Source organism: Pseudomonas sp. W15Feb34, assembly GCF_023127765.1.
GTDB classification, from domain to species: domain Bacteria; phylum Pseudomonadota; class Gammaproteobacteria; order Pseudomonadales; family Pseudomonadaceae; genus Aquipseudomonas; species Aquipseudomonas synxantha_A.
On sequence record NZ_SPKN01000019.1, the window covers coordinates 19,823 to 35,312 of the forward strand.

17 protein-coding genes are annotated in these 15,490 nt (G+C 61.4%); 13 read left to right on the forward strand and 4 right to left on the reverse strand.

Annotated features, from left to right (window positions below; translation table 11 throughout):
• The first annotated feature begins 126 nt into the window (after positions 1-126).
• The 10 genes from urtB (at position 127) to ureC (ending at position 8,888) form a co-directional block, all read left to right on the forward strand.
• A complete protein-coding gene (gene urtB, locus E4O97_RS08190; protein WP_248161121.1) occupies positions 127-1,629 on the forward strand; it encodes an urea ABC transporter permease subunit UrtB in 1,503 nt (500 codons plus the stop codon).
• Positions 1,629-2,696 carry an urea ABC transporter permease subunit UrtC gene (gene urtC / locus E4O97_RS08195; protein WP_032878142.1) on the forward strand — a complete coding sequence of 356 codons (1,068 nt, stop codon included), beginning with the start codon at positions 1,629-1,631 and terminating at the stop codon, positions 2,694-2,696. Before urtB ends, urtC begins: the two co-directional genes overlap by 1 nt.
• Complete coding sequence (gene urtD, locus E4O97_RS08200; RefSeq protein ID WP_087149500.1) at positions 2,693-3,526, forward strand: urea ABC transporter ATP-binding protein UrtD; 834 nt, start codon at positions 2,693-2,695, stop codon at positions 3,524-3,526. The genes urtC and urtD overlap by 4 nt, the downstream gene beginning before the upstream one ends.
• Positions 3,527-3,674: 148 nt before the next feature.
• Positions 3,675-4,373 (forward strand): urea ABC transporter ATP-binding subunit UrtE, encoded by a 699-nt coding sequence (gene urtE / locus E4O97_RS08205; RefSeq protein WP_078820165.1) that lies wholly within the window; start codon positions 3,675-3,677, stop codon positions 4,371-4,373.
• 31 nt (positions 4,374-4,404) lie between these two features.
• Positions 4,405-5,244, forward strand: a complete 840-nt coding sequence (locus E4O97_RS08210; protein WP_248161122.1) for an urease accessory protein UreD — start codon at positions 4,405-4,407, stop codon at positions 5,242-5,244.
• Positions 5,245-5,403: 159 nt separating this feature from the next.
• Positions 5,404-5,706 carry an urease subunit gamma gene (ureA, locus tag E4O97_RS08215; protein ID WP_032878149.1) on the forward strand — a complete coding sequence of 101 codons (303 nt, stop codon included), beginning with the start codon at positions 5,404-5,406 and terminating at the stop codon, positions 5,704-5,706.
• Positions 5,707-5,715: 9 nt separating this feature from the next.
• A complete protein-coding gene (locus E4O97_RS08220) occupies positions 5,716-6,228 on the forward strand; it encodes a GNAT family N-acetyltransferase (protein ID WP_032878150.1) in 513 nt (170 codons plus the stop codon).
• 5 nt (positions 6,229-6,233) lie between these two features.
• A complete protein-coding gene (locus tag E4O97_RS08225; protein ID WP_078820162.1) occupies positions 6,234-6,767 on the forward strand; it encodes a GNAT family N-acetyltransferase in 534 nt (177 codons plus the stop codon).
• Positions 6,764-7,069, forward strand: coding sequence for an urease subunit beta (locus tag E4O97_RS08230; RefSeq protein ID WP_032878152.1), 306 nt, complete (start codon positions 6,764-6,766; stop codon positions 7,067-7,069). The genes E4O97_RS08225 and E4O97_RS08230 overlap by 4 nt, the downstream gene beginning before the upstream one ends.
• A gap of 118 nt (positions 7,070-7,187) precedes the next feature.
• A complete protein-coding gene (ureC, locus tag E4O97_RS08235) occupies positions 7,188-8,888 on the forward strand; it encodes an urease subunit alpha (RefSeq protein WP_078820161.1) in 1,701 nt (566 codons plus the stop codon).
• 45 nt (positions 8,889-8,933) lie between these two features.
• On the opposite strand, the gene E4O97_RS08240 is transcribed toward ureC, so the two are convergent.
• A complete protein-coding gene (locus tag E4O97_RS08240) occupies positions 8,934-9,872 on the reverse strand; it encodes a DnaJ C-terminal domain-containing protein (RefSeq protein ID WP_032878155.1) in 939 nt (312 codons plus the stop codon).
• Positions 9,873-10,110: 238 nt separating this feature from the next.
• On the opposite strand from E4O97_RS08240, the gene E4O97_RS08245 reads away from it, so the two are divergent.
• A complete protein-coding gene (locus E4O97_RS08245; RefSeq protein WP_078820160.1) occupies positions 10,111-11,379 on the forward strand; it encodes an Hsp70 family protein in 1,269 nt (422 codons plus the stop codon).
• 83 nt (positions 11,380-11,462) lie between these two features.
• Here the strand turns inward: E4O97_RS08245 and E4O97_RS08250 are convergent, their stop codons facing one another.
• The 3 genes from E4O97_RS08250 to E4O97_RS08260 form a co-directional block, all read right to left on the reverse strand.
• Positions 11,463-12,476, reverse strand: a complete 1,014-nt coding sequence (locus E4O97_RS08250) for an AI-2E family transporter (protein ID WP_032878157.1) — start codon at positions 12,474-12,476, stop codon at positions 11,463-11,465.
• 209 nt (positions 12,477-12,685) lie between these two features.
• On the reverse strand, positions 12,686-12,985 hold the full coding sequence (locus E4O97_RS08255) for a PsiF family protein (RefSeq protein ID WP_005784310.1): 300 nt from the start codon (positions 12,983-12,985) through the stop codon (positions 12,686-12,688).
• Between the two features lie 71 nt (positions 12,986-13,056).
• Complete coding sequence (locus tag E4O97_RS08260) at positions 13,057-13,845, reverse strand: helix-turn-helix transcriptional regulator (protein ID WP_005784308.1); 789 nt, start codon at positions 13,843-13,845, stop codon at positions 13,057-13,059.
• Between the two features lie 97 nt (positions 13,846-13,942).
• On the opposite strand from E4O97_RS08260, the gene E4O97_RS08265 reads away from it, so the two are divergent.
• Positions 13,943-14,833 (forward strand): DMT family transporter, encoded by an 891-nt coding sequence (locus E4O97_RS08265; protein WP_103733894.1) that lies wholly within the window; start codon positions 13,943-13,945, stop codon positions 14,831-14,833.
• Between the two features lie 97 nt (positions 14,834-14,930).
• On the forward strand, positions 14,931-15,461 hold the full coding sequence (locus tag E4O97_RS08270) for a ferritin-like domain-containing protein (RefSeq protein WP_005784304.1): 531 nt from the start codon (positions 14,931-14,933) through the stop codon (positions 15,459-15,461).
• Positions 15,462-15,490 lie beyond the last annotated feature (29 nt).

A 15,490-nucleotide genomic window follows, 5' to 3' on the forward strand; every position in this document is an offset into this window, starting at 1 on the left:
CTACATGTGGGAGGGGGCTTGCTCCCGATGGCGGCGGGTCAGTGATACATGCATTGCCTGACACACCGCTATCGGGAGCAAGCCCCCTCCCACAGTGTTGACCGCGCATGACTAGGACATTGTGTTATGCCTACTGCCCTCCACCGCTTCATCCTCGCCGTGCTGCTATTGCTGCCTTTGGCCGCACACGCCAGCGATGCCGAAGACTTCCTCAAAGCCAACCCGATGCAGCAAGCCAAGCTTCTCCAGGACTGGGCCGCACAGCCCGACCCGGCGCGCATCGAACTGGTGGATGCCCTGCAACAAGGCCAGCTCAAGCTCAATGGCGAAACCAGGACCGTACGCCTGAACAACCGTCTGCGCGGCCTGATCGACAACGTTCAAGCCAGCCAGCAACTGCTCGCCGCCGATCCCAAGGTTCGCCTGGCGGCAGCTCGAACCCTGCAAAAAAGCGCTGTGCCTGCGCAGTTGAAATTCCTCGACCAGCAGGTCGCCGCCGAAACCGACGAGGATGTGCACAGCGCCCTCAGCCTGGCCCTGGCCAACCTGCAACTGGTGGACACCGACCCTGCGGTGCGACTGGCCGCCGTGCGTCTGCTCGGCAGCACCGGCGACCCGCTGGCACGCACGCGCCTCGAAGCGCTGCTTGCGCCAGGCGTAGAAACCGATGCGGCTGTGCACACCGCCGCCGAAACCAGCCTGGCCCAGGTCAAACGCAAACTGATGGTCGGCGAGATCCTCGGGCAGGCGTTCAGCGGCATGTCGCTGGGCTCGATTCTATTGCTGGCGGCACTGGGTCTGGCGATCACCTTCGGCCTGCTCGGCGTGATCAACATGGCCCATGGCGAGATGCTGATGCTCGGCGCCTACTCCACCTATGTGGTGCAGCTGATGATGCAGCGCTATGTGCCCCAGGCCATCGAGTTCTACCCGCTGATCGCGCTACCGGTGGCGTTCTTCGTCACCGCCGCCATCGGCATGGCCCTGGAACGCACGGTGATTCGTCACCTCTATGGCCGACCACTGGAAACCCTGCTCGCCACCTGGGGCATCAGCCTGATGCTGATCCAACTGGTGCGCCTGGTGTTCGGCGCGCAGAACGTCGAAGTGTCCAACCCCGCCTGGCTGTCCGGCGGTATTCAAGTACTGCCCAACCTGGTGCTGCCGTACAACCGCATCGTCATCATTGCCTTCGCGCTGTTCGTGGTGGTGCTCACCTGGTTGTTGCTGAACAAGACACGCCTGGGCCTTAACGTGCGCGCCGTCACCCAGAACCGCAACATGGCCGCCTGCTGCGGCGTGCCCACCGGGCGCGTGGACATGCTCGCCTTTGGTCTGGGCTCCGGCATCGCAGGCCTTGGTGGCGTGGCCCTGAGCCAGATCGGCAACGTCGGCCCGGACCTGGGCCAGAGCTACATCATCGACTCGTTCCTGGTGGTGGTACTCGGTGGCGTCGGCCAGTTGGCCGGTAGCGTAATGGCAGCCTTCGGCCTGGGTATCGCCAACAAGATTCTTGAACCGCAAATCGGTGCCGTGCTCGGCAAGATCCTGATCCTCGCGCTGATCATTCTGTTTATCCAGAAACGCCCGCAAGGACTCTTCGCACTGAAAGGACGGGTGATCGACTGATGAACCAGCCATTGATGCTTACGGCCACGCAAAAAGCCGGCCCCAAGGTGACGATCGCCGTCGGCGTGGTGATCCTGTTCCTGCTTCTGGCGCTGCCACTGTGTTCGCTGCTGGCGCCGGACAATCCACTACATGTGTCGGCCTACACCCTGACACTGGTGGGCAAGATCCTCTGCTACGCCATCGTCGCGCTCGCGCTGGACCTGGTGTGGGGCTATGCCGGGATGTTGTCCCTGGGCCACGGTCTGTTCTTCGCCCTGGGCGGTTATGCCATGGGCATGTACCTGATGCGCCAGGCGTCGGGCGACGGGTTGCCGGCGTTCATGACCTTTTTGTCCTGGACCGAATTGCCCTGGTACTGGGCGGGCACCGACAACTTTCTCTGGGCGCTGTGCCTGGTGGTGCTGGCCCCGGGAGTGCTCGCGCTGGTGTTCGGTTTCTTCGCCTTCCGCTCACGGATCAAAGGCGTGTATTTCTCGATCATGACCCAGGCCCTGACCTTTGCCGGAATGCTGTTGTTCTTTCGCAACGAGACCGGGTTCGGCGGCAATAACGGCTTTACCAATTTTCGCAGCATCCTGGGCTTTGGCATTACAGAACCTGGCACACGGGCGGTGTTGTTTGTGGCCACGGTGCTGTTGCTGGTGGCCAGCCTGTACATCGGCTGGCGCCTGGCGCAGAGCAAGTTCGGCCGCGTGCTGACCGCCTTGCGCGATGCCGAGAACCGCCTGATGTTCTGTGGTTACGACCCGCGTGGCTTCAAGTTGTTCGTGTGGGTGTTGAGCGCAGTGTTGTGCGGGTTGGCAGGGGCGTTGTATGTGCCGCAGGTGGGCATTATCAACCCCAGCGAAATGTCGCCGACCAACTCCATCGAGGCCGCCGTATGGGTCGCCCTCGGCGGGCGGGGCACACTGATCGGGCCATTGCTCGGCGCTGGGGTGGTCAACGGCATGAAGAGCTGGTTCACGGTGGCGTTTCCCGAGTACTGGCTGTTCTTCCTGGGGGCGCTGTTCATCATCGTCACCCTGTACCTGCCCAAGGGCGTTATCGGCCTGCTGAAGAAATGAGGAACGTCATGCTTGAACCTATTTTCGATGCGGGCAGCGGCCGCGATGCGATCGGTATCGGCCAGGCCGCAGGCAAAGGGCTCAATACCCGCCACGGCACCATCCTGACCCTGGAAGATATCAGCGTCAGCTTCGACGGTTTCAAAGCGTTGAATGACCTGAACCTGTATATCGGCGTCGGCGAATTACGCTGCATCATCGGCCCCAACGGCGCAGGCAAGACCACGTTGATGGACGTGATCACCGGCAAGACCCGGCCCAGCCACGGCAGGGCCTGGTTCGGCGAAACCCTGGATCTGACCAGCATGAGCGAAGTGCAAATCGCGCAGGCCGGTATCGGCCGCAAGTTCCAGAAGCCTACGGTGTTCGAAGCCCTCAGCGTGTTCGAAAACCTTGAGCTGGCGCAGAAGACCGACAAGTCGGTGTGGGCCAGCCTGCGGGCGCGCCTGAGTGGCGAGCAAAAAGACCGCATCGATGAAGTACTCGACACCATCCGCCTGACCGCCTCGGTGCATCGGCCCGCCGGCTTGCTGTCCCACGGTCAGAAGCAGTTCCTGGAAATCGGCATGTTGCTGATGCAAGACCCGCAACTGTTGCTGCTCGACGAACCGGTGGCCGGCATGACCGACGCCGAAACCGAATTCACCGCCGAACTGTTCAAGCGCCTGGCCGGCAAGCATTCTTTGATGGTGGTGGAGCACGACATGGGCTTTGTCGGCTCCATCGCTGATCACGTCACCGTGTTGCACCAGGGCAGCGTATTGGCCGAAGGGTCGCTGGAACAGGTGCAGGAAAATGAGCGGGTGATCGAGGTCTACCTCGGTCGCTAACGCTGACACGAACTGCTTTATGTGGGAGCTGGCTTGCCTGCGATGGCGTCACCTCAGTGTCACACAAACACCGAGTCGCCTGCATCGCAGGCAAGCCAGCTCCCACATTTGATCCGGTTCCCGCAGGGGGATTGAAGAGGTATTGAGAATGCTGCAAGTCGACAAACTGCACCAGTACTACGGCGGTAGCCACATCCTGCGCGGGCTGTCCTTCGACGTGAAAATCGGCGAAGTCACCTGCCTGCTCGGCCGCAACGGCGTGGGCAAGACCACCCTGCTCAAGTGCCTGATGGGCTTGCTGCCGGCCAAGGAGGGCGCGGTAAATTGGGAAGGCAAGGCCATCACCGGCTTCAAGCCGCACCAGCGTGTCCATGCCGGGATCGCTTATGTGCCTCAGGGCCGGGAGATTTTTGGCCGGCTGACGGTGGAAGAAAATCTGCTGATGGGGCTGTCGCGCTTCCCCGGTTCCGAAGCCAGGGAAGTGCCCGCGTTCATCTACGAGCTGTTTCCGGTGTTGCTGCAGATGAAGCATCGACGCGGCGGCGATTTGTCCGGGGGCCAGCAGCAACAGTTGGCGATTGGCCGCGCCCTGGCCAGCCGCCCGCGCCTGCTGATCCTCGATGAGCCCACCGAAGGTATCCAGCCGTCGGTGATCAAGGAGATCGGTGCGGTGATCAAGAAGCTTGCCGAGCGTGGCGACATGGCGATCCTGCTGGTGGAGCAGTTCTACGACTTCGCTGCCGAACTGGCCGACCACTACCTGGTGATGTCACGCGGTGAAATCGTGCAGCAGGGCCGCGGTGAAAATATGGAGAGCGAAGGTGTACGCGGCCTCGTAACCATCTAATCTGTGGCGTCACGACATTAAGCCAAAAACCATGAACCTGCCCGTTTCCCCTGCCCTGTTCACCCCCAGCTGGCACGCCGCGCTGGAACTCGGCTACGCGCGTTTCGGCGACACCACGCGCCCGGTATTGCGCCGCCACCTGGGCCCGCTGCGCGTGCAAAAGCACCTGTACGCCGAAGGCCCCCAGGTGTGCCAGCACATCATCGTGCACCCGCCCGGCGGAATTGCCGGCGGCGATCGCCTGGACATCAGCGCCCACGTCAGCGCCGGTGCATGGGCGCAGTTGACCAGCCCCGGCGCCGCCAAGTGGTACCGCGCCAGCGGCCCGGCATTTCAGCAACTTGAGTTGACCGTCGAGGCCGGCGGGACCCTGGAATGGCTGCCCCAGGAAACCATCGTGTTCAGCGCCGCCCAGGCCGAACTCACTACGCGCATCGAGCTCTCGGGCGATGCGCGGTTGTTCTACTGGGACGTGGTCGCCCTGGGGCGCCCGGCCAGCGGCGAGCGGTTCGACCTCGGCCACTTTCAATCACACCTGGATATTCGCCGCGACGGCCAGTTGCTCTGGCATGAGCGCCAGCGCATTGTGGGCGCCGATGGGTTGCTGGATTCGCCCATCGGGCTGGATGGGCAGCCGGTGTTTGCCACGTTGCTGGTGACGGGTGAGGTCGATCCTGAATTGCTTGAGCGTTGCCGCTCGCTGCCCCACGCGGTGCGCGGAGATTTGACCCAACTGCCTGGGTTGCTGGTGGCGCGTTGTCTGGCCGAGGAAGCGCTGTTGGCGCGGGGGTGGTTGATTGATTTATGGCGGCTGTTGCGCCCGGCAGTGCTGGGGCGAGAAGCCGTCGCACCACGAATCTGGAGCACATGAAGATCAACAAGTGAAACTGAGTTTATGTGGGAGCTGGCTTGCCTGCGATGGCGGTGTGCCTGATACACCGCTATCGCAGGCAAGCCAGCTCCCACACCGGCCTGTTTCCACAGGGGATCTGCGGTGTTTTTATGAATGCTGTTTGAAGGACCTTGAACCATGGATTTGACCCCACGGGAAAAAGACAAACTGCTGATCTTCACCGCCGGCCTGGTGGCCGAGCGCCGCTTGGCGCGCGGCGTGAAGCTCAACTACCCGGAAACCATCGCCTATATCTCGGCCGCGCTGATGGAAGGCGCTCGCGATGGCCGCACCGTGGCCGAGTTGATGCACTTCGGCACCACCTTGCTCAGCCGCGAGCAAGTGATGGAAGGCATCCCGGAAATGATCCCGGATATCCAGGTGGAAGCCACCTTCCCCGATGGCACCAAGCTGGTGACTGTCCACCAGCCAATCGCGTGAGGCCCGGCCATGATTCGTGATGCTACCGAGCAAGACCTGCCGGCGATCCGCGACATCTACAACGACGCGGTGCTCAACACCACAGCGATCTGGAACGAACAACCGGTGGACCTGGCCAACCGCCAAGCCTGGTTCAGCGCACGCCAGGCGCAGCAGTACCCGATCCTGGTCGCGGTGGAAAACGACGAAGTCACCGGCTACGCCTCATTCGGCGACTGGCGACCTTTCGAAGGCTTCCGCTATAGCGTCGAACACTCGGTGTACGTGCGCAATGACCAGCGCGGCAAAGGCCTCGGTCCACGCCTGATGCAGGCCCTGATCGAGCGCGCCCGCAGCTGCGGCAAGCACGTCATGGTCGCCGCCATCGAAAGCGGCAACCTGGCCTCGGTCCACCTGCATGAACGCCTGGGTTTCATCACCACCGGGCATATGCCGCAAGTGGGCATCAAGTTCGGCCGCTGGCTGGACCTGACCTTTATGCAACTGACGTTGAATCCGGGCGCCGAACCGCCCAAGGAGTGAGATCGATGAGCGCTGCACAACTGCGTCGAGTCAATGCTGAAAGTTTCGCCCATTACCGCCTGGGCTTGATCGAGCTGTTGCTGGACGCGGTGCAGCATGGCGCGTCGGTGGGCTTTATGGCCGACTTCGATGAGGCCCAGGCCCGCGAGTATCTGACCGGCGTGCAAGCCGGTATCGAAGACGCCAGCCTGCTGTTGTGGGTGGTGGTACGTGAAGAACGGGTAGTCGCCAGTGTACAACTGGCGCTGTGCCAAAAGGCCAATGGCCTCAACCGCGCCGAAGTGCAAAAGTTGCTGGTGCACAGCAGCGCCCGCCGCCATGGCCTGGGCCAGCAATTGATGCACAGCCTGGAGCTCGCCGCACGCCAGCACAAGCGCGGCCTGCTGTATCTGGACACCGAGGCCGGCTCCGGCGCCGAAGCCTTCTATCAGTCGCTGCGCTACATCAAGATCGGTGAGCTGCCCGATTACTGCCAAAGCCCGGACGGGCGCTACAGCCCGACCGCCATCTACTACAAGACCCTGGGGCAACCGGCATGATTCCTGGTGAATATCAGATCCAGCCTGGCGAGATCGAACTGAATGTCGGCCGCCGCACCGTCACCTTGAGCGTGGCCAATAGCGGCGACCGGCCGATTCAGGTGGGCTCGCATTACCATTTTTTCGAGACCAATGACGCGCTGGAATTTGACCGTTCAGCGAGCCGCGGTATGCGCCTGAATATTCCGGCAGGCACGGCGGTTCGGTTTGAGCCGGGGCAGCGTCGGGAGGTGGAGTTAGTCGATTTGAGCGGCGGGCGCCGGGTGTTCGGGTTTGCCGGTCGAATTATGGGCGACCTCTAGGGCCTCATCGCAGGCAAGCCGGCTCCCACCTTTTGACAGTGTTCACAAATCAAAATGTGGGAGCGGGCTTGCCCGCGATAGCGATCTCACATTCAACACAATTAATCAGGGCAACCACATGAAAATCAGCCGCCAAGCCTACGCCGACATGTATGGCCCAACCGTCGGCGACAAAGTCCGCCTGGCCGACACCGAGCTGTTTGTCGAAGTCGAACAGGACTTCACCGTCTATGGCGAAGAAGTCAAATTCGGCGGCGGCAAGGTGATCCGTGACGGCCAGGGCCAGAGCCAGTTGCTCGCCCATGAGGTAGTGGACACCCTGATCACCAATGCGCTGATCATTGACCACTGGGGCATCGTCAAGGCTGACGTTGGCTTGAAGAACGGTCGCATCCATGCCATCGGCAAGGCCGGCAACCCGGATATCCAGCCCGGCGTGACCATGGCCATTGGCGCCAGCACCGAAGTGATCGCCGGTGAAGGCATGATCCTCACCGCCGGCGGCATCGACTCCCATGTGCACTTCATCTGCCCGCAGCAGATCGAAGAAGCACTGACCAGCGGCGTCACCACCATGATCGGTGGCGGCACCGGGCCGGCCACCGGTACCAATGCCACCACCTGCACGTCGGGGCCGTGGCACCTTGCGCGGATGCTGCAGGCCAGTGATTCGTTCCCGATGAACATCGGGTTCACCGGCAAGGGCAACGCCAGTTTGCCCGAGCCGTTGATCGAGCAGGTCAAGGCCGGTGCCATTGGTTTGAAGCTGCATGAAGACTGGGGCACCACGCCCGCCAGCATTGATAACTGCCTGAGCGTCGCCGACCAGTACGATGTGCAGGTGGCGATCCACAGTGACACGCTCAACGAGTCGGGCTTCGTCGAAACCACCCTCGCCGCGCTCAAGGGCCGCACCATTCACACTTACCACACTGAAGGTGCCGGTGGCGGCCACGCACCTGACATCATCAAGGCGTGCGGTTACCCGAACGTGCTGCCCAGTTCTACCAACCCGACGCGGCCATTCACCCGCAACACCATCGACGAGCACTTGGACATGCTGATGGTCTGCCATCACCTGGACCCGAGCATCGCCGAAGACGTGGCCTTCGCCGAGAGCCGCATCCGCCGCGAGACCATCGCCGCCGAAGACATCCTGCATGACCTCGGCGCGTTCTCGATGATCAGTTCAGACAGCCAGGCCATGGGCCGTGTCGGCGAGGTGATCACGCGCACCTGGCAGACCGCCGACAAGATGAAAAAACAGCGCGGCCCACTGCCAGGTGACGGCCCCGGCAACGACAACTTCCGCGCCAAGCGCTACATCGCCAAGTACACCATCAACCCGGCGATCACCCACGGCGTGAGCCATATCGTCGGTTCCGTCGAAGTCGGCAAATGGGCGGACCTGGTGTTGTGGCGGCCGGCGTTTTTCGGTATCAAGCCGACCCTGATCCTCAAGGGCGGCGCGATTGCATCGAGCCTGATGGGCGATGCCAACGCCTCGATTCCCACACCGCAACCGGTGCATTACCGCCCGATGTTCGCCAGCTTCGGCAGCTCACTGCACGCCACCAGTCTGACGTTTATCAGCCAGGCGGCACAGGACGCCGGCCTGCCCGAAGCCCTGGGATTGAAGAAGCAGATTGCAGTGGTCAAGGGCTGCCGCGATGTGCAGAAAAGCGACCTGATCCACAACGATTACCTGCCGGATATCGAGGTTGATCCGCAGACCTATCAGGTCAAGGCCGATGGCGTACTGCTGTGGTGTGAACCGGCTGAAGTCCTGCCGATGGCGCAGCGATATTTCCTGTTCTAGCTCAAACTCATGTGGCGAGGGAGCTTGCTCTCTCGCCACAGGACCTTAGAACTGCTCGCGTGGGTTAAAAGCGGCTTTTTGCGCCAGCTCCTGCCACAACGCTTTCACATCCTCATTGCCCGCAGGGGGCATGACCGCCTTCAACTGGATGAACAGGTAGCCACGCTGCCCGGCCTTGTTCAGCAAGCCATGGCCCTTGGCGCGCATACGCTGGCCATTCTGGCTGCCGGCAGGCACCTTGAGGTTGATCTTGCCGGTCAGGGTCGGCACTGCCACTTCCGCACCCAAGGCCAACTCCCACGGGGCCAGCGGCAGGTTGATGACCAGGTTCTCGCCATCGACCTCGAACTTGGGGTGCGGCGCAAACTTGATGATCAGGTACAGGTCGCCATTGGCGCCACCGCCAATGCCTGGCGCGCCCTGGGCCTTGAGACGGATGCGCTCGCCGTCGGCTACACCGGCGGGGATCTTCACATTCAGGCTCTTGACGCTATTGCTGACATGCCGGCCAGAGGCGTCGTATTGCGGCACCTGAAAGCTGATCTGCTTGGACTCGGCCGACAGGGTTTCCTCAAGGGAGACCGACAGCTGCATCTCCACATCCTGGCCCTTGCGCCCGGTAGGACGACGTTGACCACCACCGAAAGCATCGCCGCGCGAGCCAAAGATCGAGCTGAAAAAGTCCGAGAAATCGCCCGCGTCCTGGCCACCGCCAAAGCCGCCACGGCTCTGCCAGCCCGGCGGGCCCTGGAACGGCTGGCCATGCTGGCCGTATTTGCGCAATTCGTCGTACTCGGCTCGCTTATCGGCGCTTTTAAGCGCTTCATAGGCTTCGGACGCGTCCTTGAATTTCTCTTCGGCGTCTTTTTCCTTGCTCACATCGGGGTGATATTTGCGCGCGAGCTTGCGATAGGCAGCCTTGATTTCCTTGTCATCGGCCGTCGGCTCGACACCCAGAATCTTGTAGTAATCTTTGAAATCCATCGACGGTTCACCATCCTTTATCGAGATCGCACTGCCCGGGGCGCAACGTGCGCTGGTTTGCACCTGGTGAGGGTTGCGGCCTGGGGGTACGTCAAAGTGTTATCGGCATCAGCCGTATGCAACAGATGTGGGGGCAAATCCCGTACTTTCAAGCACGATTTAACGGATGGTTGGCCTACGCAAGCGCTTGCGACTGGCATACACTGCGCGGCCGTTTTTAAACCGGAACCCGATAGACATGAAAAACCCATCCCCAGCCCGTGCCTGCGGCATTGACTTCGGCACGTCCAACTCCACCGTCGGCTGGATCCGCCCCGGCATGGAAACGCTGATCGCGCTGGAGGACGACAAAATCACCCTGCCGTCGGTGGTCTTCTTCAACTTTGAGGAGCGCCGCCCGGTGTACGGTCGCCTGGCGCTGCACGAATACCTGGAGAACTACGAAGGCCGCTTGATGCGCTCGCTCAAGAGCCTGCTGGGTTCCAAGCTGATCAAGCACGACACCAGCGTGCTTGGCACTGCAATGCCTTTTACCGACCTGCTGGCGCTGTTTATCGGCCAACTCAAGAGCCGCGCCGAAGCCAACGCGGGGCGTGAGTTCGAAGAAGTGGTATTGGGCCGCCCGGTATTCTTCGTCGATGACGACCCGATGGCCGACCAGGAAGCCGAGAACACCCTGGTGGACGTGGCGCGCAAGATCGGCTTCAAGGACATCTCGTTCCAGTACGAACCGATTGCGGCGGCGTTCGACTACGAGTCCACCATTGAAAAAGAGGAGCTGGTGCTGATCGTCGACATCGGCGGTGGTACCTCCGACTTCTCCCTGGTGCGCCTGTCGCCGGACCGCCGTCACAACGACAACCGCCAGAGCGACATCCTCGCCACCGGTGGCGTGCACATCGGCGGAACCGATTTCGATAAGCAACTCTCGCTGGCCGGCATGATGCCGCTGTTCGGCTACGGCAGCCGCATGAAGAGCGGCGCCTACATGCCTACCAGCCACCACATGAACCTGGCGACCTGGCACACCATCAACTCGGTGTACTCGCAAAAGTCCCAGCTGGCCCTGGGCAGCATGCGCTACGACATCGAAGACACCGGCGGCATCGACCGCCTGTTCAAGCTGATCGAACAGCGCGCCGGGCACTGGCTGGCGATGGAAGTGGAAGAAACCAAGATCCAGCTGACGCAGGCAGACAGCCGCCATGTGCCACTGGACCGTATCGAAGCCGGCCTGAGCGTGGACCTGAGCCGGGCGCTGTTCGAGTCCTCCATCGACAACCTGCTTGAACGCGTGCGCGGCAGTGTCACGCAATTGCTCAATGACGCCTCGGTGAGCGTGGCCCAGGTGGACACGGTGTTCTTCACCGGTGGTTCCAGCGGCATCCCCGCGTTGCGCCACAGTATCTCGGCGATGCTGCCGAATGCGCGGCATGTGGAAGGCAATATCTTCGGCAGTATCGGCAGCGGTTTGGCGATTGAGGCCAGCAAGCGTTATGGGTCTTAAGCGGTAAGTTTTCAGCTGCAAGCGGCAAGTAAAAGCCAATCTGCTTCCACTTGCCGCTTGCAGCTTGTAACTCGCATCTGCGCCTAAACCATCCCACCCAACTTCAGCTCACTCTTCAGATACGCATAATAAATCGGCCCTGCCACCACCCCCGGCAAACCGAACGCGGCTTCAAACACCAGCATCGCCAGCAGTAACTCCCACGACTTGGCACTGATCTGCCCGCCGACGATGCGCGCGTTGAGGAAGTACTCGACCTTGTGGATCACGATCAAATACCCCAGCGCCGCTACCGCCACCCAGATCGACAGCGACAGCGCGACGATGGTGATCAGGGTGTTGGACATCAGGTTGCCGATCACCGGCAGCAAGCCGAGCAGGAAGGTCAGCACGATCAGGGTTTTGGTCAGCGGCAGGTGGATGCCGCACAGCGGCAGCACCACGGCGAGAAACACGGCGGTGAAAGCCGTGTTGAGCGCGGCGATTTTGATCTGGGCGAAGACGATGTTGCGAAACGCCTGAACCAGCAGGTGCAAACGGTCGAACAGCGCGGCGGCCAGGGGTTTGCGTTTGGTCAGGTCGGGCACCCGTTGCAGGGCGATGATGGCGCCGAGCACCATGCCGATCAGCAAGGTGACGAACATATGGGCGGCGTCTTTGCCGACCAGTTGCAGTTCGCTCAAGTGCTTGCTCATCCAGTCGCCGATGGCCACGCGAAACTCGGCGGCGCTGGCGGGCAGGTAGGCGTCGATGAACGGCGGTAACTGGCCGCGTGCGCGGTCGACCACGCCCATGAATTTATCCAGGGAAGCCCCGGGGTTTTCAGCTTCGTGGAGCAGGAAGCTGATGGCGCCGGCGAAGATCAAGGTGAGTACGCTGACGATCAGGGTGCCGAGCAAGGCCACCGCCAGCCAACGGGCGCGCCGGCCTTCGATCAGTCGTTGCAGTTGGGGGGTGAGCATGTTGACCAGTTCATAGACCAACAGGCCGGCCAGCAGGCTGGGCAGCAATTTGAGCGGCAGCACCAGCAGCAACCCGCCGAAAATGATGATGTAGCTGGCCAGCAACAACACATGACGCTGAGAAAACGTTGGCATACAGCCTCAAAACGAACGGCGTTAAAGGATGGGCAGTCTGCCAGCGTTGCAGGCATCAAGCGAGGGGGGACGACTGTGAATGCGATCAAGTGCGGGAGGGGGCTTGCTCCCGATTACGGAGGATCAGCCAATGAATCGATTGACTGACACGGCGCTATCGGGAGCAAGCCCCCTCCCACATTTGATCTGCAGCGCCTGCGAAATCGTGATTAACCTTTGAGGCAGGTGCTCATGAATGTTTTACGCGCATCGCCGGTCAACGCTTTGGTTTTAGCCGACGCATTGCAGTCCTTCATCTTCTGCTGCTGCGGCGTCAGGGTCTTGGCATCGTTGGCGGCAGGCGCCGACAGGCAGGTCTTCATGAAGGCCTTGCGGTCATCGCCCTTGAGGGTCTTGGTGGTGGCTTCGGCATTGCAGGTGGTCATTTTGTTTTGCTGGGCAGTGGCGGCAAAACCTTGTGAACACAACAGCAGGCCCATCATCAACAACGGAATACGCAGCATCTTCATGGAGTTTTCTCCCTGTTACCGTGCCGACGGGCACGGCCTACAGCGCAGTGTAGTCAAAAGCTGTTACAACTTCACCGGCCACGAATATTCGTCCGTCGGTAGTGCTCCGGGGTGCAGCCAGCATGGCGTTGGAACATGGCGATAAATGCCGAGGCGGTGCTGTAGCCCAAATCAAACGCCACGTGCTGCACGCTGCGATCACTGTCCAGGGCTTCGATGGCCGCCAGGTAGCGCAGGCGCTGGCGCCATTCACCAAAACTCATACCCAGCTCGCGCACAAACTGACGCGCCAGGGTGCGTTCGCTCACATGTACCTGCTCAGCCCATTGCCCGAGCGGGCGATTGTCGGCGGGCTGCGCCTGCATACCTTCCAGCACCCCCAGCAGCCCGGGGTGGCGGGCGTAGGGCAGGAAGCCATCGTGGATCGGCGCCTGCTTGAGTTGGTCCACCAGCACTTGGGCCAGGCGGATATCCGCGTCCGATTGCGGGATATTCACGTCGCGCTGGGCAAAATCGCTGAGGATGGCCTTGAGAATATCGCTGATCGTCAGCGTGCACGGCGCTTGCGGCAGCTGCTCGCAGAGCGTCGGCGCCAAGCCCACCGAACGATAGACAATCGCCTGGGCGTTGTAGGAGCTGTGTTCGGTATTGGGCGGGATCCACACCGCGTACTGCGGCGGCGACATAAAACGGCTGCCAGCCACCTCCATGCGCATCACGCCGTTGGCTGAATAGTCCAACGACCCCCAGCTGTGCCGGTGCGGGGTGCACTCGGTATCGGGTGCGAAATCGGAATAGCGAAAGTACACAGGGCTCGGCAGGCGGGGGAAATCCGCCAGGCGTACGGTATGTCGGGGCATGTTGTCTGGATTCAGAGGTCGGTTGTCTGGATCGCAGTATAGGCTTCGATCCAGACAGGGGATAATCGCGCCTCGTCAATACACTGGGTTTCTTTCGATGCAATACGCGTATCCGCTGCTGGCCATCTTTATCTGGGCCGGCAACACCGTGGTCAACAAATTGGCCGTGGGCTCGATTTTCCCGGCTGAAATCGGCTTTTACCGCTGGCTGTTCGCAGCACTGCTGTTCACCCCGTTCATGCTCAAGCCGGTCGTTGCCAACTGGGCGCTTATCCGTCCCAACCTGGGCAAGATCTTCATCCTCGGCGTGCTGGGCATGGCGGTGTATCAAAGCCTGGCCTATTACGCCGCCACGCTGACCAGCGCCACCAACATGGGCATCATCCTCTCGCTGATGCCGCTGATGGCGTTGACCGCCGCGATTATCAGCCTGGGGCAACGCCTGACCTTCGGCGCGCTGACCGGCGCGGTGCTGTCGTTCGCCGGTGTCGTGGTGGTGGTATCGTCCGGCAGCCTGGGCGCGCTGTTGCAACACGGGGTCAACCTGGGTGACGGCATGATGCTGGTGGCGACGCTGGCTTATGCGGTCTACAGCACCCTGCTGAAAAAATGGCAACTGCGCCTGCCGCCGTTGGTGCTGCTGTATTTGCAGGTGCTGGTGGCGGTGGTGGTGCTGCTGCCGCTGTACCTGTTCTCGGCCAAGGCCGGTTTGGGCTGGACGAATATTCCGCTGGTGCTGTACGCCTGCCTGCTGGCTTCAATGCTGGCGCCGCTGGCGTGGATGCACTCGGTGAAGACCCTGGGGCCAAGCCGTACCACGCTGTTTTTCAACCTGCTGCCGTTGATTACCGCACTGATCGCAGCAGTGGTGTTGAAGGAAGAGTTGGCGCTGTATCACCTGGTGGGTGGCTTGCTGACCCTGGGTGGAGTGATCCTGTCGGAGCGCTGGACCACACCGGTCAGACGTGCTCATGACACATCCTGTTAAATCCGATAAAACTTTTCGCCTGGCCCGGGACTCACAACCTATAGCGATCACGCCGGCAGAGCGTGGCGTACAACCGGATTAGCCCCAGGAGATTGAAATGACTGAAGCACACTTGACTGACATTGCGACCCTGCGCAGCCGCGCCCGCCAGAATGTCGAAAACGGTGCCGTGACCGAAGGCTACGACGCCGACCGTCAGGAAATCATCCGCCTGCTCAACGAGTCGCTGGCCACTGAGCTGGTTTGCGTGTTGCGCTACAAGCGTCACTACTTCATGGCCAACGGCCTGAAAGCCAGCGTGGCTGCCGATGAGTTCCTTGAACACGCCACCCAGGAAGCCGAGCACGCCGACAAACTGGCCGAGCGTATCGTGCAACTGGGCGGCGAGCCGGAGTTCAACCCCGACCTGCTGTCGAAGAACTCCCACGCTCAATATGTGGCAGGCAACTCGCTCAAAGAGATGGTCTACGAAGACCTGGTAGCCGAGCGCATCGCGGTGGACAGCTACCGTGAAATCATCCAGTACATCGGCGATAAAGACCCGACTACCCGTCGCATCTTCGAAGACATCCTGGCCCAGGAAGAAGAGCACGCCGATGATATGGCGGATATTCTGCAGGACCTGTAACCCGCAACACGGCAATACCCATGTGGGAG